At 63.2% G+C, this 17865-nt stretch carries 15 protein-coding genes; 5 read left to right on the top strand and 10 right to left on the bottom strand.

Features of this window, described 5'->3' with window-relative positions:
• Positions 1–152: 152 nt before the first annotated feature.
• Together ACQ5BM_RS22680 and ade are read left to right on the top strand one after the other, a co-directional pair.
• Complete coding sequence (locus tag ACQ5BM_RS22680; RefSeq protein ID WP_429816252.1) at positions 153–1478, top strand: aspartate aminotransferase family protein; 1326 nt, start codon at positions 153–155, stop codon at positions 1476–1478.
• 135 nt (positions 1479–1613) lie between these two features.
• Positions 1614–3311 (top strand): adenine deaminase, encoded by a 1698-nt coding sequence (gene ade, locus ACQ5BM_RS22685; RefSeq protein ID WP_429816255.1) that lies wholly within the window; start codon positions 1614–1616, stop codon positions 3309–3311.
• Positions 3312–3336: 25 nt separating this feature from the next.
• Here ade and aac(6') read toward each other — a convergent pair whose 3' ends face one another.
• Entirely contained in the window at positions 3337–3801 is a 465-nt protein-coding gene (gene aac(6') / locus ACQ5BM_RS22690) for an aminoglycoside 6'-N-acetyltransferase (protein ID WP_429816257.1), read from the bottom strand.
• Entirely contained in the window at positions 3801–5438 is a 1638-nt protein-coding gene (locus ACQ5BM_RS22695; protein WP_429816259.1) for an alpha-glucosidase family protein, read from the bottom strand. Before ACQ5BM_RS22695 ends, aac(6') begins: the two co-directional genes overlap by 1 nt.
• Positions 5439–5602: 164 nt before the next feature.
• On the opposite strand from ACQ5BM_RS22695, the gene ACQ5BM_RS22700 reads away from it, so the two are divergent.
• On the top strand, positions 5603–6520 hold the full coding sequence (locus tag ACQ5BM_RS22700) for a sugar kinase (RefSeq protein ID WP_429816262.1): 918 nt from the start codon (positions 5603–5605) through the stop codon (positions 6518–6520).
• A 79-nt stretch (positions 6521–6599) separates the two neighbouring features.
• Here the strand turns inward: ACQ5BM_RS22700 and der are convergent, their stop codons facing one another.
• A complete protein-coding gene (gene der / locus ACQ5BM_RS22705; protein WP_429816264.1) occupies positions 6600–8033 on the bottom strand; it encodes a ribosome biogenesis GTPase Der in 1434 nt (477 codons plus the stop codon).
• A 119-nt stretch (positions 8034–8152) separates the two neighbouring features.
• On the opposite strand from der, the gene ACQ5BM_RS22710 reads away from it, so the two are divergent.
• A complete protein-coding gene (locus tag ACQ5BM_RS22710) occupies positions 8153–8437 on the top strand; it encodes a hypothetical protein (RefSeq protein ID WP_429816267.1) in 285 nt (94 codons plus the stop codon).
• Positions 8438–8542: 105 nt separating this feature from the next.
• Here the strand turns inward: ACQ5BM_RS22710 and ACQ5BM_RS22715 are convergent, their stop codons facing one another.
• Together ACQ5BM_RS22715 and ACQ5BM_RS22720 are read right to left on the bottom strand one after the other, a co-directional pair.
• A complete protein-coding gene (locus tag ACQ5BM_RS22715) occupies positions 8543–9211 on the bottom strand; it encodes a tetratricopeptide repeat protein (protein ID WP_429816270.1) in 669 nt (222 codons plus the stop codon).
• A gap of 279 nt (positions 9212–9490) precedes the next feature.
• Positions 9491–10078: an NnrU family protein gene (locus ACQ5BM_RS22720; RefSeq protein ID WP_429816272.1), complete on the bottom strand. Its 588-nt coding sequence runs from the start codon at positions 10076–10078 to the stop codon at positions 9491–9493.
• Positions 10079–10303: 225 nt separating this feature from the next.
• On the opposite strand from ACQ5BM_RS22720, the gene ACQ5BM_RS22725 reads away from it, so the two are divergent.
• Positions 10304–11311 (top strand): polysaccharide deacetylase family protein, encoded by a 1008-nt coding sequence (locus ACQ5BM_RS22725; RefSeq protein WP_429816275.1) that lies wholly within the window; start codon positions 10304–10306, stop codon positions 11309–11311.
• 27 nt (positions 11312–11338) lie between these two features.
• Here ACQ5BM_RS22725 and sbmA read toward each other — a convergent pair whose 3' ends face one another.
• From sbmA to glpK, 5 genes are all read right to left on the bottom strand, one after another.
• Positions 11339–12607 carry a peptide antibiotic transporter SbmA gene (gene sbmA, locus ACQ5BM_RS22730; protein WP_429816278.1) on the bottom strand — a complete coding sequence of 423 codons (1269 nt, stop codon included), beginning with the start codon at positions 12605–12607 and terminating at the stop codon, positions 11339–11341.
• Between the two features lie 162 nt (positions 12608–12769).
• Positions 12770–13969 carry an MFS transporter gene (locus tag ACQ5BM_RS22735; protein ID WP_429816279.1) on the bottom strand — a complete coding sequence of 400 codons (1200 nt, stop codon included), beginning with the start codon at positions 13967–13969 and terminating at the stop codon, positions 12770–12772.
• Between the two features lie 328 nt (positions 13970–14297).
• Positions 14298–15047: a type I methionyl aminopeptidase gene (map, locus tag ACQ5BM_RS22740; RefSeq protein WP_429816282.1), complete on the bottom strand. Its 750-nt coding sequence runs from the start codon at positions 15045–15047 to the stop codon at positions 14298–14300.
• A 101-nt stretch (positions 15048–15148) separates the two neighbouring features.
• The gene (locus ACQ5BM_RS22745; RefSeq protein ID WP_429816285.1) at positions 15149–16207 is read right to left on the bottom strand and encodes an LLM class flavin-dependent oxidoreductase; all 1059 of its coding nucleotides are present in this window, start codon (positions 16205–16207) and stop codon (positions 15149–15151) included.
• A gap of 167 nt (positions 16208–16374) precedes the next feature.
• Entirely contained in the window at positions 16375–17862 is a 1488-nt protein-coding gene (gene glpK, locus ACQ5BM_RS22750) for a glycerol kinase GlpK (protein WP_429816287.1), read from the bottom strand.
• Positions 17863–17865: the final 3 nt, after the last annotated feature.

Genomic DNA, 17865 nt, shown 5'->3' on the forward strand with positions numbered 1-17865 from the left:
TATCCAGCCCCGAGACAAAAATTCGCCACCCCGAAGGCTCTCTGTGCGGGACTTCCAAGGCTTGACGCGTCCCGGGGCGCTGATAGTTTGACCAAAGGGTAAAAAATGCGGGCGGCGAGCGCCTGACGAAAAACGGACCGAGGAGAACTGGAATGTCGAACCGTCTCAACACCCCGAACGATCTGCGCGCCTTCTGGATGCCGTTCACCGCGAACCGGCAGTTCAAGAAGGAACCGCGCCTGTTCGTCGGCGCCAAGGATATGTACTACACGACCCATGACGGTCGTACGGTTCTGGACGGGACGGCGGGTCTGTGGTGCGTGAACGCCGGCCATTGTCGCCCGAAGATCACCGAGGCGATCCGCGAACAGGCGGGCGAACTCGATTATGCGCCGGCCTTCCAGCTCGGCCACCCCAAGGCCTTTGAGCTTGCAAACCGCCTGGTCGACATCGCGCCCGAAGGCATGAACCACGTTCTCTACACCAACTCCGGTTCGGAATCGGTCGACACCGCACTCAAAGTGGCGCTCGCCTATCACCGCGCCAAGGGCGACGGCTCGCGCTTCCGGCTGATCGGCCGCGAGCGCGGCTATCACGGCGTCAATTTCGGCGGCGTCTCGGTCGGCGGCATCGTCTCCAACCGCAAGATGTTCGGCACGCTTCTGACCGGTGTCGACCACATGCCGCACACCCACCTGCCGGCGCAGAATTCCTTTACCCGCGGCGAGCCGGAACATGGCGGCGACATCGCCACCGAACTCGAGCGCATCGTGACGCTGCATGACGCTTCCACCATCGCCGCCGTGATCGTCGAGCCGGTGGCCGGCTCCACCGGCGTGCTGATCCCGCCGAAGGGCTACCTGCAGAAGCTTCGCGACATCTGCACCAAGCATGGCATCCTGTTGATCTTCGATGAAGTCATCACCGGTTTCGGCCGCCTTGGCACGCCCTTTGCCGCACAGTATTTCGACGTGAAGCCGGACATCATCACCACCGCCAAGGGCCTGACCAACGGCGTCATCCCGATGGGCGCGGTCTTCGTCACCTCCGAGATCCATGATGCCTTCATGAACGGCCCGGAGCACATGATCGAGTTCTTCCACGGCTACACCTATTCCGGCAATCCGATCGCCTCGGCCGCAGCCCTCGGCACGCTCGACACCTACAAGGAAGAAGGCTTGCTGACGCGCGCCGCCGAGCTCGCCCCCTACTGGGAAGACGGGCTGCACTCGCTGAAAGATTGCCCGAATGTCATCGACATCCGCAATCTCGGCCTGATCGGTGCGATCGAGCTCCAGCCGATCGCCGGCGAGCCGACCAAGCGCGCCTTCTCCGCCTTCCTGAAGGCCTATGAGAGCGGCCTGCTGATCCGCACCACCGGCGATATCATCGCGCTGTCGCCACCGCTGATCATCAGCAAGACCCAGATCGACGAGCTGTTCGGCAAGCTGCGCGCCGTTCTCAACAACAACATCTGATCCGGCCTCGCGCCGACCATCAATGACCCTTTCCCCGGCGACGGGGAGAGGGTTACTCTTATCTGCCACGCGGAACCGAAGCACGGTCGCTGCCAGACCGGTGGCTCGATGCACACAAGAACTGGAGTTGTCCCCATGTCCGAAGCGCTGGAACGCTACATCGATCAGGGCGTCGGACGCGAACCGGCCGATATCGTTTTGAAGGGCGGGCGCTTCTTCGATCTCGTGACCGGCGAGCTGGTCGCCTCCGACATTGCGATCTGCGGCGACCGCATCGTCGGCACCTTCGGCAGCTACGAGGGGCGCGAGGAGATCGACATCACCGGCCGCATCGTCGTGCCCGGCTTCATCGACACGCATCTGCACATCGAATCCTCGCTCGTCACGCCGCATGAATTCGACCGCTGCGTCCTGCCGCTCGGCATCACCACCGTTGTCTGCGACCCGCATGAAATTGCCAACGTGCTCGGCACCGAGGGTATCCAGTTCTTCCTGGATTCGGCCCAGGAAACGATCATGGACATCCGTGTCCAGCTCTCCTCCTGCGTACCGGCAACTCACCTGGAAACGTCGGGCGCCGACCTACCGATCGAAAGGCTCCTGCCCTTCCGCCATCACCCCAAGGTCATCGGCCTCGCCGAGTTCATGAATTTCCCCGGCGTCGTCCACAAGGATCCCGTCTGCCTTACCAAGCTCGACGCCTTCCAGGGCGGCCATATCGATGGCCATGCGCCGTTGCTCTCCGGCAAGGATCTGAACGGCTATCTCGCCGCCGGCATCCGCACCGACCACGAATGCACCAGTGCCGAAGAAGCGATGGAGAAGATCCGCAAGGGCATGCACATCCTCGTGCGCGAGGGTTCGGTCTCGAAGGACCTCAATGCGCTGATGCCGATCATCACCGTACGCCTGTCACCGCATCTGGCCCTCTGCACCGACGATCGAAATCCGCTCGACATCGCCGAACAGGGCCATCTCGACCACATGATCCGTACGGCTATCGCCGCCGGCGTCGAGCCGCTGGCGATCTATCGCGCCGCTTCGATCTCAGCCGCCCGCGCCTTCGGGCTCTCCGACCGCGGCCTCGTCGCGCCCGGCTGGCGCGCCGATCTCGTCGTCGTCGACAGCCTGGAAAACTGCAAGGCCGAGACAGTCTTTTCCGGTGGCCGACGTGTGACGGACGCTCTGTTTGCCACCCGCAAGCCGGTGGCGCCCGTCGGGCTCGACAGCGTCAAGGCCGGCCAGGTTCATGCCAGCGCCTTCGGCATCCCCGTCACCGATGGCGACAGTTCGGTCATCGGCGTGCTCCCCGGCAAGATCATCACCGAACACCGCCGCTACCGCCTGCCGGCCGTCGGCAACCAGACCGGCGTCGATCTCGGCCGCGACATCATCAAGGTGGCAGTCATCGAGCGGCACGGCGTCAACGGCAACCAAGCCAACGGCTTCGTTCAGGGTTTCGGATTGAAAAAGGGCGCGATCGCTTCGACCGTCGGTCATGACAGCCACAATATCTGCGTCGTCGGCGTCAACGACGAGGACATGGCGATCGCCGCCAACCGGCTCGGCGAAATCAAGGGCGGTTTCGTCGTCGTCGAGGACGGCAAAGTGACCGGCGAGATCGCGCTTCCGGTCGCGGGCCTGATGAGCCTGGAGCCCTACGAGTCCGTGCGCGATACCCTGCATCACCTGAGACACGCCGCCTTCGCGCTCGGCGCCACGCTGGAAGAGCCCTTCCTGCAGCTCGCCTTCCTGCCTCTACCGGTCATCCCGCACCTGAAGATCTCCGACCGCGGGCTGGTCGACGTCGACAAGTTCATGCTGATCGGCTGAGGCCCGCCTCTGGCCGCTGGAGCGCTCAATTGTCCGCTGCAGCCGGCGCGAGCTCCTTGCGGAAATAGACGACCCGCTCCGTCTCTTCGAAGCCGAGCGCCATGTGCAGGCTCTGGCTCCTGAGATTGTCGGTCGCCGTGTCGGAGGCAAGTTCCTGGCATCCCTGGCTCGTCGCCCAGCGTTCGACGGCAGTGACCAGTGCCCGCGCGACCCCGCGCCGGCGATAGGCCGGCAACACATAAATCCCTTCGAGAAAGGCCACGGGCGAGGTTTCGCAGCCGTTGACATAGTCCCGGCGGATCGACGCCTCGGCAAAGCCTGCGGCGACCCCCGCCTCGTCCTCGCACAGGAACGACGCATAGCGATCACTTTCGGCAAGAGAGGATTCGACCTCGGCGCGATGCTCCGCTTCCGGCGTATCCGGCCACAGCGCCAGGCGCATTTCGACCCAGCGGCCGATGGTTTCACCATCCATCAACAAGACGCGCATCAGAATTTTCCTGAGAAGGCCGACAATCCGGCGAGCTTGATGCTACCGGCTTCGAGGCGCGCCGGATATCCGGGCAAATCCAGGGGTTGCACCGTGTCGGCCGGAGCCAGAAACTCGAGCGGTTCACGCGTGAGGTTGAAGACGAAGAGCAGCCGCTCGCCGTCCTTCTCGCGAACGAAGGCGAGCAGCTCGCTGTTGCTGTCGAGGAAGCGCATCGCACCATCGCGCAATACCGGTTGCGAATTGCGGAAAGCGAGCGTCGCCCGGTAATGGTCGAGGGTCGTATCCACGCCCGCAACCATGGCATCCACAGCCAGGCGGCGGTGTTCAGCCGGCACCGGCAGCCAAGGCTTGCCAGCGGAGAAGCCGGCATTGGCCGCCGCCTCTTCCCAGACCATCGGCGTGCGGCACCCGTCGCGGCCCTTGTAGGACGGCCAGAAGCGGATGCCGTAGGGATCGCGCAGGTCCTCGAAGGCGAGCTCCGCCTCCGGAAGCCCCAGTTCTTCGCCCTGATAGAGACAGATCGAGCCGCGCAGGCTGGAAAGCAGCGTGATCGCCAGCCGCGCTATCCTCTCCCGCTCTGCCTCGCTCCGGGCGAAGCGGCTGACATGGCGCGTCACGTCGTGGTTGGAGAAGGCCCAGCAAACCCAGCCATCGGTGACCACCTTCTGGAAATTCTCGACGCAGCGGCGGATATGCCGCGCCGTAAAGTCCGGACCGAGCAGATCGAAGGTGTAGCACATGTTGAGCTTGTCGCCGCCGCCGGTATAGGCGGCCACCGTCTTCAGCGAGCGGGCGCCATCGCCGACTTCGCCGACGGTCATGCGCCCCTTGTAACGGTCGAGCAGCGCCCGGAACCGCTGGAGAAACGCGATGTTTTCCGGCTGGCTCTTGTCGTGGAGATGGTCCTGCATGCCGTAGGGGTTCACGTCAGGCGCATCGTTGCTGGTGGCATCGGGATCGGGAACAAGCGGCGGGTTGTCTCTGAGATGCCGGTCGTGAAAATAGAAATTCACGGTATCGAGGCGGAAGCCGTCGACGCCGCGGTCGAGCCAGAAGCGGGCGGCATCGAGCACCGCGTCCTGGACTGCGGGATTGTGGAAGTTGAGGTCTGGCTGTGAGCCGAGGAAGTTGTGCATGTAATATTGCTTGCGCACCCCGTCCCATTCCCAGGCCGGCCCACCAAAGATCGACAGCCAGTTGTTGGGCGCCGTGCCATCCGGCTTCGGATCCGCCCAGACATACCAATCGGCCTTCGGATTCGTCCGGTCCGAGCGGCTTTCGATGAACCAGGGATGGCGGTCGGACGTATGCGAGATCACCTGATCGATGATCACCTTGAGGCCGAGACGGTGGGCCTCGCCGAGCATCTCGTCGAAATCGGCGAGCGTTCCGAACATCGGGTCGACGCCGCAATAGTCGGAGACGTCGTAGCCCATGTCGGCCTGCGGTGAAGTGAAGAAAGGCGACAGCCAGATCGCGTCCACGCCCAGCGAGGCGATATGCGCCAGCCGACGGGTGACGCCCTTCAGATCGCCGATGCCGTCGTCGTCGGTATCCTGGAAGGAGCGCGGATAGACCTGGTAGATCACCGCGCCGCGCCACCAATCGTCACCCGTTACCTGCCGAGACGTCATGAGTGCCCCCTTGAAGACGGTTCGCCCGCAAAGGTGTAGCGTTGCTCGCCGGATCAGTAAACGCCGTCTTCTATCGACACCAACGCCACCGGAAACAATCTCTTGCCGAGAACGGCAGAGCCCCTTATCCCGTCTCAGGCGAAATCTTGCGAGGAGGAATGTCGTTGGCCGGGAAGATGCTTGCGATCGGGGAGTGCATGGTCGAGCTCATGCAGGCGGAAGGCGGACTGCTGCGCAAGGGTTATGCCGGCGACACCTTCAACGCCGCCTACTACGCGCGGCTGTTCATGCCTGCCGACTGGACCGTCGCCTATTGCTCCGCCGTCGGCACCGATACGGTCTCGGACGAGATGCTGGCCTTCATGGCGGAAAAAGGGATCGACACCTCGGCCGTGCGCCGGATCGAGAACCGTTCCGCCGGGCTCTACATGATCCACCTGAAGGACGGCGAGCGCAGCTTCTCCTACTGGCGCTCGCACTCGGCCGCCAAGCTTCTGGCCGACGATGCCGAGCACCTTCGGCGCGCGATCGAGGCTTCCGACCTCATTCTCTATTCCGGCATCACCCTGGCGATCCTTGCACCCGATGCGGTGGAAACGCTGCTTTCGGAGCTCCGCCGCGCGAAAGCCGCCGGCAAGCTGGTGGTCTTCGACCCCAATATTCGCCCGCGGCTTTGGGACGACGCCGAACGCATGCGCCGGACGCTGACCGATGGCGCCCGTGCGGCAAGCCTCGTCATGCCGAGTTTCGACGACGAGGTCACCCATTTCGGCGACGCATCAATCGAAGCGACGATCGCGCGCTACAAGGGCCTCGGCGCCGCCAATGTCGTTGTGAAAGATGGCGAAAAGGGCGTGACGCTTGCCTTCGGCGATGCAGCCCTCCAGCACGTGCCGGCAACGCCGGTCGCGCGCGTCGTCGACACGACGAGCGCCGGCGACAGCTTCAACGGCGCCTTCGTTGCCCGCCTGGTCGCCGGTGCTCAACCGGCCGAGGCCGCCGCCTTTGCAGCAAGCGTTGCCGCGGGCGTTATCGGCCATCATGGGGCGCTCGTCCCCAAGGAAAAGCTGCCTGCGGCCTGAGCGGAAGGATCCCTTTCAGCTTTGCTTTGGTCACGCAATTCCGGACGGAAAACCGCTTCGCACTTTTCCTGGAACTGCTTTAACGCCGCTTCTTCGCCTTCGATTCGTAGGGGTTGTCGCCCGAACGGAAATGCATGCGGATCGGCACGCCCGGCAGGTCGAAATCGTTGCGCAGACCGTTGATCAGGTAGCGCACGTAAGATTCCGGCAGCGCGTCGGGGCGCGTGCAGGAGATCATGAAGCCCGGCGGGCGGGCCTTCACCTGGGTCATGTATTTGAGTTTCAGGCGGCGGCCGGATACCGCCGGTGGCGGATGCTGCACCTGCTGCGACTCCAGCCAACGGTTGAGCCGCGCGGTGGAGATGCGGCGGTTCCAGGTCCTGTCCGTCTCGATGATCGCCTGCATCAGCCGGTCGAGGCCATAACCGGTGTGGCCGGAAATCGGCACGGCACGGATGCCGCGCGCCTGCGGCAAGAGCCGCTCGGTCTTTTCACGAAGGTCGGCAAGCACCGCCTGCCAGTCCTCGACAAGGTCCCACTTGTTGAAGGCGAGCACGGCCGCCCGGCCCTCGCGCAGGACGAGGTCGACGATCTGCAGATCCTGCTTCTCGAAGGGGATGGTCGCGTCGAAGACGATGACGACCGTTTCGGCAAAGCGGATGGCGCGCAGCGCATCGGCGACCGAGAGCTTTTCCAGCTTCTCCTGCACCTTCGCCTTGCGACGCATGCCGGCCGTGTCGAACATCTTGATGGTGCGGCCGCGCCATTCCCATTCAACGGAAATGGAATCGCGCGTGATGCCGGCTTCCGGGCCGGTCAGCAGGCGGTCTTCACCGAGGAAGCGGTTGATCAGCGTCGACTTGCCGGCATTCGGACGACCGACGATCGCCACGCGCAACGGCTTGGTCTCGTCATAGGCAGCCTCGATTTCTTCCTCTTCGCCCTCGCCGTCTCTCGCCGTCGGGCGCAGATCGATATCGGTCTCCGCCACGTCGTCTTCCGGTGGGAAGGCGCGGTCTTCGCCGATCGCGGCGACGATCGCATCGCGCAGGTCGAGCATGCCCTGGCCGTGTTCGGCCGAGATTGGACAAGGTTCGCCAAGACCGAGCGTGAAGGCATCATAGAAGCCGCCGTCGGAACCGCGCGCCTCGGACTTGTTGGCGACCAGCACCACCGGCTTGCCGCGCCGGCGCAGCATTTCGGCAAGCGTCTCGTCGGCCGGCGTCAGGCCGCCCTTGGCATCGACCAGAAACAGCGAAAGATCCGCCTCGTCGATCGCAGCCTCGGTCTGCGCCCACATCCGTCCCTGAAGCGTGTCTGGCGCCGATTGCTCGAGGCCGGCCGTATCGATGATGCGGAAGCGCAGGTCGATGAGCTTTGCCTCGCCCGGCCGCCGGTCACGGGTAACGCCCGGCGTATCGTCGACGAGCGCCAGCTTCTTGCCGACCAGACGGTTGAACAAGGTGGACTTGCCGACATTGGGACGCCCGACGATGGCGACGGTGAAGCTCATGGATCTATCCGTTTCCGCTTGGAGCGCGGCAGCCGATCGGGCGGCCGCGCTCGTAATTTCGTTCTCTGCCGCATTGAGGCGGCCTGGGAGCGTTTCCTCTGGAGAACCGCTCCGTCTGATTGCTGGCGCAATTCCAGGCGCAAAATTACCGCGCACTTTTGCTGGAACTGCTTGTCTACCTCTTGCAGTTCCGGACGCAAAACCGCTACGCACTTTTGCTGGAACTGCTTGTCTGTCTTTCGCAGTTCCGGACGCAAAACCGCTACGCACTTTTGCTGGAACTGCTTGCCTGTCTTTCGCAGTTCCGGACGCAAAACCGCTGCGCACTTTTGCTGGAACTGCTTGTCTGTCTTTCGCAGTTCCGGACGCAAAACCGCTACGCACTTTTGCTGGAACTGCTTTAAATGCTTTAGCGCACAACCCCAAGATCGAGATCGATTTTGGGATCATGCGCTGATTCGAAAGGGTCGTGCACCCTGTGCCCATCCACATGGCGGATGGGCGAAACGTCAGGCCTTGCCGCTGGCGGTGATCACATCGAGCAGCATCTGGGCGCGACCGGTGATGTTGCGCGGGCTCTGCGGATCGTCGACGATCTGCTGAAACCAGGTCTTTGCCTTGGCGTAGTCGCCGGCCTTGTAGGCTGCGAGGCCAAGCGCTTCGCGCGCCGAGTGGCGCATGTTGTTCTGCGGCGTCGCGAGCTGTTCGACCTCGGCCGAAACCTGATCGTAGCTGCCGGCGTCAACCAGCAGATAGGCGGCACGCAGCCGCGCCGCGTCCTGAATGGCCGCCGGTACGCTGCCGTCCTTGCCGATGGCCGAGAATGCCTTCACGGCCGCATCGATGTCGCCCTTCTGGGCCTGAAGCGTCGCCGCGCGCAAGCGCGCGAGTACCGGATAGGCGCCGTAGCCGTCCTTTTCCAGCGCGTTCAAGGCAGCAAGCGCCTCGTCCGTCTTGTTTTCCTTGGCAAGGTTGAGCGCCTGGAGGAAGGCATCGCCCGACTTCGAGGAAGCTCCCTCCTGCCAGTAGTCGAACCCGACCTTGCCGATGGTTCCGAGGACGATAAGTAGGGCGATCGCGACGATGACACCGCCGAAACGAGCCCAGATGTTCTTCATCTGGTCGGAACGCAGTTCCTCATTGACCTCGCGGATAAAGCTGTCGTCTTGGTTCGCCATCTACTGCCCCGGCCTTGCCTGCCACTGGTGCGCCATTCCGACCGTCATCAACGGGAACAGCGCATGATCTCAAACTGTTCGAGCGCGCGCGACGCGTTCTTGCCCACGCACCGCGCTCTCATGGATTTTGCGCCTTCTACCCGATTTTGCGGCGCTTGTAAGGGGGCCGACGTGATTTAGAGCGCCTACGGTCGACACGAGGCCACCTCCGCCGCTCTAGATTTCTCGTTCCAGGCAATCCCGAAGCAAGACCCGCTGCGCACTTTCTCCGGAATTGCCTTAGCCCATCGCCACGGGGGCAACCCCGATCAGCCATTCGTGCAGCTTCCAGACGAAGAGCACATAGCCGACGAGACCGATGACGATCGCCAACACGTCGTTCGTCGATGATTTGAACACCGGCAGCACGCGCTCCCCTGCCCGCTCGCGGCGCTTCAACGAGATGCGCAGGATCACGCCCCAGGCGAGAAACGAACCGAACAGCAGGACGGAGGATGTCTCGCCGTTGGCGAGCAGATGCGCGAAGGCCCAGATTTTGATCGACAGGATCTGCGGATGCTTGACCGCCACGGCAATACGACCTGCCGGCAGGAAGCCGGCTGCCAGGAAGACGAATGCGAAGAGCATCAGCAGAAGCGCAATGTGGCGCAGGAACACCGGCGGATTGTAGAGCATGCCCGTTTCGCTGCGGGCCTGGCCGAAGCCGTAGATGATCAGACAGAGGCCGATGAGGCTGAGGATCGCATAGATCCCCATCCAGGTTCCCTTGCCGCGGCTCTCGATGACGCTGGCGCGGAAACCGGGCGCAACCACGCGGATGAGATGCAAGCCGAGAAAGATGATGATGCCGAGAACGAGTATCGCCATGGGGCCACCGCTTTGTTCGAGAGATCGGACCAACACAGCGTCCGCGTGCCGGGCAGGCGCGCTTGAGTCGCTGTAGCTCTTTGATTTTTTATGCCATTCGCCCTTGGACCGATTCTGGCCCGGGTTGCTATGGAGTAGCCTTGATGGCGTCCTTTTTCCAGCCCGATCAAAGGATTGCCGCAATTTCGAACCATCTGCGACGAAAATTCCTCGCTGCAGTTGATCATGATTCGTATATCTCTCGCCTTTTCCCTTGCCATGGTACCTGCGCTTGCGCGCTCCGAACCGGCGACGCCGGCCACCGTTCCCACCGCTGACCAGCAGCTTGTCATCGTCTCTTTCGACGGTGCCCATGACAATGCGCTTTGGGAAAAGAGCCTGGCGATGGCGAAGCGCACCGGCGCACACTTCACCTATTTCCTCTCCTGCACCTTCCTGATGACCAGGGCCGACGGCAAGGAGATCTATAGGCCGCCGGGCCAGAAACCCGGCCGCTCGAATGTCGGCTTCGCCCAGAGCCGCGAGGAGATCGCGGTTCGCGCCGGTCATATCTGGCAGGCCCACCTCGATGGCCACGACATCGCCAGCCACGCCTGCGGACATTTCGACGGCAAGGGCTGGAGCAAGGCCGATTGGCAGAGCGAATTCACAACGTTCAACACCGCGCTCCGCGACGCCTGGAAGAAGGCGGATCGACCGGAGGCAGAGCCCGGGGGCTGGGCCGAGTTCGCCAAAGCCGGCGTCAAGGGTTTCCGTGCTCCCTATCTTTCACTGAGCGACGGCTTGCTGCCGGCCCTGACGGAATCGGGCTTCACCTATGACGCCAGCCTGGTGACCAAGGGACCGGGCTGGCCGACGACCAAGGACGGGTTGCCGCGCTTCGGCTTGCCGATGATTCCCGAGGGACCGTCGCAGCGCCCCATCATCGGCATGGACTACAATCTCTTCGTCCGCCACTCCATGGGTGTCGAGAACAAGAAAGACAGCGCGCGCTTCGAGGAGCGCACCTACGAGGCCTACCGGAAAGCCTTCGACCGCGAATATGGCGGCGACCGGATTCCCCTGCAGCTCGGCTTCCACTTCGTCGAGATGAACGGCGGCGCCTATTGGCGCGCCCTCGATCGTTTACTGACGGAAGTCTGCGGAAAACCGGACGTTGCCTGCGTCAGTTATGCCCAGGCGTTGCCTGTCATCGAGCAGGCAAAAAAGAAGGCGGATCGCTCCGCCTTCTGATCGTCGTCGATGGTTTGCGCACCCGCCTCAGGCGGGCTGCGCATCTTCCGCAGCGCCGCGCTCCAGATAGCGCTGGTCGATATCCGGCAGCGGTTCGTCGGAGATGGCCGCCTCGAAGGCCTTCAGGCGCTTGTGGATCGACAGCAGCTCGATGATCGTCGACCAGTAATTCACCAGGTACTGGAACGAGTTGCTGACCTCGCCGAAGGCCGTGGCTATCTGCTGCCAGATACCCATCGTGATCTTCCCGGCGACGAATGTCGGGATCAGGATGAAGTTCAGGAAAATCGCATCGAGCTGGCCATAGGAAAAGCGCGCGATGTTGAAATAGAGATAGTGCCAGTACATGCGGAAGTAGTTTCGGCGAACATTGCCGAAAAGCTCCCGCACCGTAACCGGCTGCGCGCGATCCTCATGGTCCTCGCCATAGACCAGTTCCTTGCGATAGGCCGCCTCGACGCGCTGGTTTTTGAAGTTCAGCCCAGGCAGCTTGATACCGGCAAGCGCCAGAAGCACCGTGCCGAACAGCGACCACGCGATCGCCAGCCAGAACAGCGCGTGCGGGACCGCGCCGATGATCGGAAGGTCGGAGACGTGCTGCGACATGTTGAACAGCAAAGGCAGGAACACCACCAGCGTCATCACCGAGTTGATCAGGGTAACGCCGAGCCCTTCGAGGATATTGGCAAAGCGCATGGTGTCTTCCTGCACACGTTGCGACGCTCCCTCGATGTGGCGCAACTTGTCCCACTTCGACATATAGAAGTCGTTCATGGCGGTGCGCCAGCGGAACACATAGTGATTGGTGAAAAACGCGGTGACGACGTTCAACGTGACGCCGACGAAGCCGATTTCGAGGAAGCGCAGTTGCAGCGTGTAGAACTGGCTGGTGGTAATGCCGGGCTTTCCGGCAAGCGCATCCTGCAGGAGATCGAAGAACGGACCGCGCCAGTTGTTGAGCGCCACGGACGCCTGCACAGCGAAATAGGCGATAAAGATGATGAAGGCCGAGCCCCAGATCGACCAGTTGGCCCAGGGGTGATCCCTGGCGATGATCTTCCAGACACCGCCGTATATCGCCACGAAGATGGTGAAGTAGAGATAGAACCAGAGATTGTCCGGCGTGAAGAAATAGGCAAGGCCTATCGGTGGCTTTTCGCCCGGAGCCAGTGGCGGCAGGCCGATAGCCGCGCCCATTTGCGGACCGACCGTGTACCAGACGAGAATGCAGATAAGCGACCAGAGGGCGCCGGAGGTGAAGAACAGTTTCGGCTTCGGGAAGAAGGAATGGAACAAAGGGTCTACTCACGTTTCGGTAAGGCGATATGTCACCGCTCGAAGCGCCGAAACTAGGGCAAAGCGCCGTCGTCAACAATCGGATAATATAAACGTTACTGTTATTTCATCCGGGCAAACCGCGACGAACACGGCCTTTTTTGCCGCAGCGCATGGCGCCCGTCAGGCCCTTAGTGCTGCGGAAATCCGCTTCAATTCGGCCAGGATGACGCCACCACAGAGGAAGAGCACGATCGCCGCGATCAAGGTCGGTGCGGCGAAGCTGCCGGTGCGTTCCGCCAGCCAACCGGCGACCAGCGGGCCGATGATCTGGCCGATGCCGAAGGCGGCGGTCATCAGGGCGAGCGCCTTGCGCGGGCTTTCCGGCGCGAGCTTGCGGCCGATCTGGAGGCCATAGGCCGTTATCATCATGAAGGTAGCCCCAAGCATCAGCCCGCCGGCAAGGGGCGCATAGGGCAAGGGCAGTCCGACCGTCAGCACCAGGCCGACCGCCTCGACCAAAAGGCCGACCGCGTAGACACCGGCAAGACCGAGGCGCGGGACGGCAAAGCGCCAGAGATGGACGGAGAGCGCCGCGGCAAGGCCGGTCAGCAGCCAGGCGAGAAACTCGATGCTGTGGCCGCCGCTCGGGTCACGCGCCATGGCGACAAGGAAGGTGGCGGTGATGACATAGCCGAAGCCGAACAGCGCATAGGTAAATGTCACCACCGTGAACGGTCGCGTCCAGGCAAGCGGCTTCTCGCGCACCGTGCCGCCACCGGACGAAGGAACGCCGGGCAGGAGCGCTGCGACCAAAATGGTCCCGACCAGCCCAACGAGGGCACCGGTAAACCAATCGCTCATCGAAGTCGTCAAGCTGGCATGCCCCGCAAGCGGGTTTGCCCAGACGCAGAGCGAAGAAAATGCGATGCCGAGGCCGACGCCGCCAAAGTGGACGGCCGGCACATGCTCCGACCGCGCAAGCAGGCCATGGCCAAGCACGATGCCGGAGATGAAGATCATGGCAAAGGCGCTGGCAAGGCCGGCCAGGAAGCGGATGAGCGCCAGCACGGCGACGGAGGACGAGAGCCCCATGGCCGCCAGCAGTGCCGTCGTGGCGACGAGCGACGCCAGCCCGATCCGGCGCTCGTGCCCATGCGCCCAACCATAGGCGGCGAGAATGGCACCGGCGAGATAGCCGACGAAGTTGGCCGAGGCGATGAGGCCGGCATCGCCCGGCGAAAGGCCGAGATCGGCCATCATCGCCGGCAGGATCGGCGTATAGGAAAAACGGCCGAAGCCCATGGCGACGGCCATGGCGATAGCGCCTGCAGTGGCCGTGGCGGAGATGTTGGTCTGGAGCGGTCTGTCGAGCGTGGTCATGCTCTTTTATTGCACCGCAACAAGGGCCCCACAAATGACAATAATTGAAGGACCTATTGAAGAAATCGAACGATCGAACGACTTCAATGGGTTACGGGGGGCGCGACCCCGAACCCGCGCGCAACGCCGGACGGAAAACCGCCGCGCACTTTTCCTGGCGTTGCCCCTGTAGACGCAACGCCGGACGGAAAACCGCTGCGCACCTTTCCTGGCGTTACCCCTGTAGACGCAACACCGGACGGAAAACCGCTTCGCACTTTTCCTGGCGTTGCCCCTGTAAGACGCAACACCGGACGGAAAACCGCTTCGCACTTTTCCTGGCGTTGCTTTAGCCAGGCAGCGTCACCACCAGCGGCCCACCGCGGGTGACCACGACGGTGTGCTCGTATTGCACCGTCGGCGCCCGCGGATCGCTGTAGAGCGTCCAGTCGTCATTGCCGCCCTCGGCCCATTGCGCGCCCATGGAGAGGAAAGGCTCGACGGTGAAGACCATGCCGTCGGTCATCCGGCGGCGCTCGCGCGGATCCGGCCAAGTGGCAATCTCGGTCGGCTCTTCATGCAGCGAGCGGCCGATGCCGTGGCTGGCGAGATTGGTGACGAGCGAATAGCGGTTCTTGCGGGCGAAGTCGCCGATCGCGTTGCCGATGGCCGCCAGCGGTTGGTCGGGGCGCACCTGCTTGAGGCCCACCCACATCGCCCGCTTGCCATCGCGGCAGAGCCTGTCGATCGCGACGCTGACCGGCGGCACCGGGAAGGAGGCGCCCGTGTCGGCGAAGATGCCGTCCTTTTCGGCCGAGACGTCGATGTTGACAAGATCACCCGCCTGGATCACCCGGCTGCCGGGAATGCCGTGGGCGATTTCCTCGTTGACGCTGATGCAGGTGGCACCGGGGAAATTGTAGCAGAGCTCGGGCGCCGAGCGTGCGCCGGCCTCTTCCAGCACCTTGCGGCCGATCGCATCCAGTTCCGCCGTGGTGATGCCGGGCTCGAGCGCCTCGCCCATGGCCTGCAATGCATTGGCGCAGATGCGGCCGATTTCCTTCAGCCGCAGCAGATCTTCTTCGTTGTTCAGGGTCATCCGTGTCTCGCTTTCGCGCTCACATGTAGCGTGTCGCCATATGTTATGCCAGCGCCGAACGGGACGGCCGGCAATCGGGCCCTGAAACCCCGCGTTGCAGGTCAGACGGCGGCCGGTGCCGCCGCCTTCTCTTCCGCCACCGCCTTGCGCACGAGCGGTGCCACCTTGGTGCCGTATAGTTCGATGCCGCGCATGATCTGGTCGTGCGGCATCGGCCCGATCGCCATCTGCAGCAGGAAGCGATCGTTGCGGAAGACCTTCCAGTTTTCGACGATCTTCTGCGCCACCGTTTCCGGATCGCCGAGGAAGAGGTTGCCGCTAGGCCCACGCGCCTGATCGAAATGCGCCCGATTCGTCGGTCCCCAGCCGCGCTCGCGACCGATGCGGTTCATCACTTCCGCCTGCGGCCCATAGAACTGGTCGGCGGCCAGATCGGTCGTGTCGGCGATGAAGCCGTGCACGTTGATGCTGGTTTTCAGCTTGGCAGGATCCTGACCGGCGCGACGCGCGGCCTCGCGGTAGAGATCAAAGAGCGGCGCGAAACGGCGCGGCTCGCCGCCGATGATCGCAAGCGCCACCGGCAGGCCGAGCGCGCCGGCGCGCGCCACCGATTGCGGCGTGCCGCCAACGGCGATCCAGAGCGGTAACGAATCCTGCAGCGGCCGCGGGTAGACGCCGCGATCGTGGATCGCCGGCCGCATCTCGCCCGACCACGTGACCTTCTCGCTGTCACGCAACGCCATCAAGAGATCGAGCTTCTCGGCAAATAGCTGGTCGTAGTCATCGAGCGACTGGCCGAAGAGCGGGAAGGACTCGATGAAGGACCCGCGCCCCGCCATGATCTCGGCGCGGCCATTGGAGATCAGGTCCAGGGTCGAGAACTGCTGGAAGACGCGCACGGGATCGTCCGAACTCAGCACCGTGACGGCGCTGCTCAATCGGATATTCTTCGTCTTGGCGGCGGCCGCAGCCAGAATGACGGATGGTACAGAAGCCGCATAATCGGGGCGATGATGCTCGCCGAGCCCGAAAACGTCGAGGCCTACCTGATCGGCGAGCTCGATTTCTTCGAGAAGGTTCTTGAGGCGGCGCTGCCCCTCTTTGCCCTTTTCTTCAGCATTCGGATCGACATCCGCGAAAGTGTAAAGCCCGAGTTCCATGATGCCCGTCCTGTTTCTGTTGCGACAACAGATAGTTGCCGCGCGCAGGAGCAGCAAATGCTCATCCGGGAAACGCAGTGTTTCCCAGATGAACATGAATGGAGCCTGTGTCGGATGATTGGCGGGAACCGGATATTACGGCTGAAAATCGCGTCTCGCCCGCGCTGTTAGTTCAGCGTGCGCCTCACGGCGTTATGCCATCCCCTGAGCTTGGCCTTGCGCGTCTTCTCGTCCATGGCCGGCTCAAAGCGGCGGTCGCGCGCCCAGGACTGGGCGAACGCTTCCTGTTTCGGCCAGACGCCGGCGCGGCCGCCGGCGAGCCAGGCGACGCCGAGCGCGGTCGTTTCGAGGATGATGGGCCGATCGACCGGTGCGTCGAGCAGATCAGACAACCGCTGCATCGTCCAGTCGGAGGCAACCATGCCGCCATCGACGCGCAGCACCGTTTCGTTACCGTTGTTGCGCCAGTCCTTGTGCATCGCCTCCAGCAGGTCGCGCGTCTGGTAGCAGACGGCTTCGAGCGCGGCGCGGGCAAACTCGGCCGGGCCGGTGTTTCGGGTCATGCCGAAGATTGCGCCGCGCGCATCCGGATCCCAGTGCGGCGCGCCGAGACCGGTGAAGGCCGGGACCAGATAGACCTCCTGCGTCGGATCGGCGCCTTCAGCGAGCGTACCGGTATCGGGTGCGGCCTTGATGACCTTGAGCCCATCGCGCAGCCACTGCACGGCTGCACCGGCGACGAAGATCGAACCTTCCAGCGCATAGGTCGTTTCGCCGTCGAGCCGGTAGGCAATGGTGGTGAGCAGCCGGTTCTTGGAGCGCACCATGTCCTTACCGGTGTTGAGCAGCGCGAAGCAGCCGGTGCCATAGGTGGATTTCAGCATGCCCGGCTTGAAGCAGGCCTGGCCGATCGTCGCCGCCTGCTGGTCGCCGGCAACGCCGAGAATCGGGATTGCCGCGCCGAAGATCGCCGGGTAGGTCATGCCGAAATCGGCGGCGCAGTCCTTGACCTCCGGCAGCATGGCGCGCGGCACCTTGAGAATCTTCAGCAGCTCGTCGTCCCAAGCGTTCTCGGCGATATTGTAGAGAAGCGTGCGCGACGCATTGGTGGCGTCGGTCGCGAAGGACTTGCCGCCGGTCAGCCGCCAGATGAGGAAGGTATCGATCGTGCCGAAGCAGAGCTCGCCCCTGGCCGCGCGCGCCTGCGCGCCCTCGATGTTGGTCAGTAGCCAGTTGAGTTTGGTGCCGGAAAAATAGGGATCGAGCAACAGGCCGGTCTTCTTGGTGAAGGTCTTTTCAAGCCCCTGCTTCTTGAGCTTGTCGCAATAGGCGGCGGTGCGGCGATCCTGCCAGACGATCGCGTTGTGGATCGGGTTGCCGGTTTCGCGATCCCAGACGACGACGGTTTCGCGCTGGTTGGTGATGCCGATGCCCGAGATGTCGCCGGCGGTGATGCCTGCCTTGGCGATCGCTTCCTGGACCGTCGAAAGCACCGTCTGCCAGATTTCCTCGGGATCGTGCTCGACCCAGCCGGATTTCGGGAAGTGCTGCTTGAATTCCTTCTGGCCGGCACCGACGACCTGCTGCCGACCGTCGAAGACGATCGCACGGCTCGAGGTCGTACCCTGATCGATCGCGAGAATATATCCGCCCATATG

Origin of the sequence: Ensifer sp. B1-9, from assembly GCF_050474445.1 — a bacterium.
GTDB lineage: Bacteria > Pseudomonadota > Alphaproteobacteria > Rhizobiales > Rhizobiaceae > Ensifer.

What these genes read in the sequence shown, in the direction of transcription:
- ACQ5BM_RS22745 (WP_429816285.1), bottom strand. Translation starts at nt 16,207, where the DNA reads ATGGAACTCGGGCTTTACACTTTCGCGGATGTCGATCCGAATGCTGAA.
- ACQ5BM_RS22725 (WP_429816275.1), top strand. Translation starts at nt 10,304, where the DNA reads ATGATTCGTATATCTCTCGCCTTTTCCCTTGCCATGGTACCTGCGCTT.
- map (WP_429816282.1), bottom strand. Translation starts at nt 15,047, where the DNA reads ATGACCCTGAACAACGAAGAAGATCTGCTGCGGCTGAAGGAAATCGGC.
- ACQ5BM_RS22695 (WP_429816259.1), bottom strand. Translation starts at nt 5,438, where the DNA reads ATGACGTCTCGGCAGGTAACGGGTGACGATTGGTGGCGCGGCGCGGTG.
- ACQ5BM_RS22735 (WP_429816279.1), bottom strand. Translation starts at nt 13,969, where the DNA reads ATGACCACGCTCGACAGACCGCTCCAGACCAACATCTCCGCCACGGCC.
- ACQ5BM_RS22680 (WP_429816252.1), top strand. Translation starts at nt 153, where the DNA reads ATGTCGAACCGTCTCAACACCCCGAACGATCTGCGCGCCTTCTGGATG.
- ade (WP_429816255.1), top strand. Translation starts at nt 1,614, where the DNA reads ATGTCCGAAGCGCTGGAACGCTACATCGATCAGGGCGTCGGACGCGAA.
- ACQ5BM_RS22720 (WP_429816272.1), bottom strand. Translation starts at nt 10,078, where the DNA reads ATGGCGATACTCGTTCTCGGCATCATCATCTTTCTCGGCTTGCATCTC.
- der (WP_429816264.1), bottom strand. Translation starts at nt 8,033, where the DNA reads ATGAGCTTCACCGTCGCCATCGTCGGGCGTCCCAATGTCGGCAAGTCC.
- ACQ5BM_RS22715 (WP_429816270.1), bottom strand. Translation starts at nt 9,211, where the DNA reads ATGGCGAACCAAGACGACAGCTTTATCCGCGAGGTCAATGAGGAACTG.
- glpK (WP_429816287.1), bottom strand. Translation starts at nt 17,862, where the DNA reads ATGGGCGGATATATTCTCGCGATCGATCAGGGTACGACCTCGAGCCGT.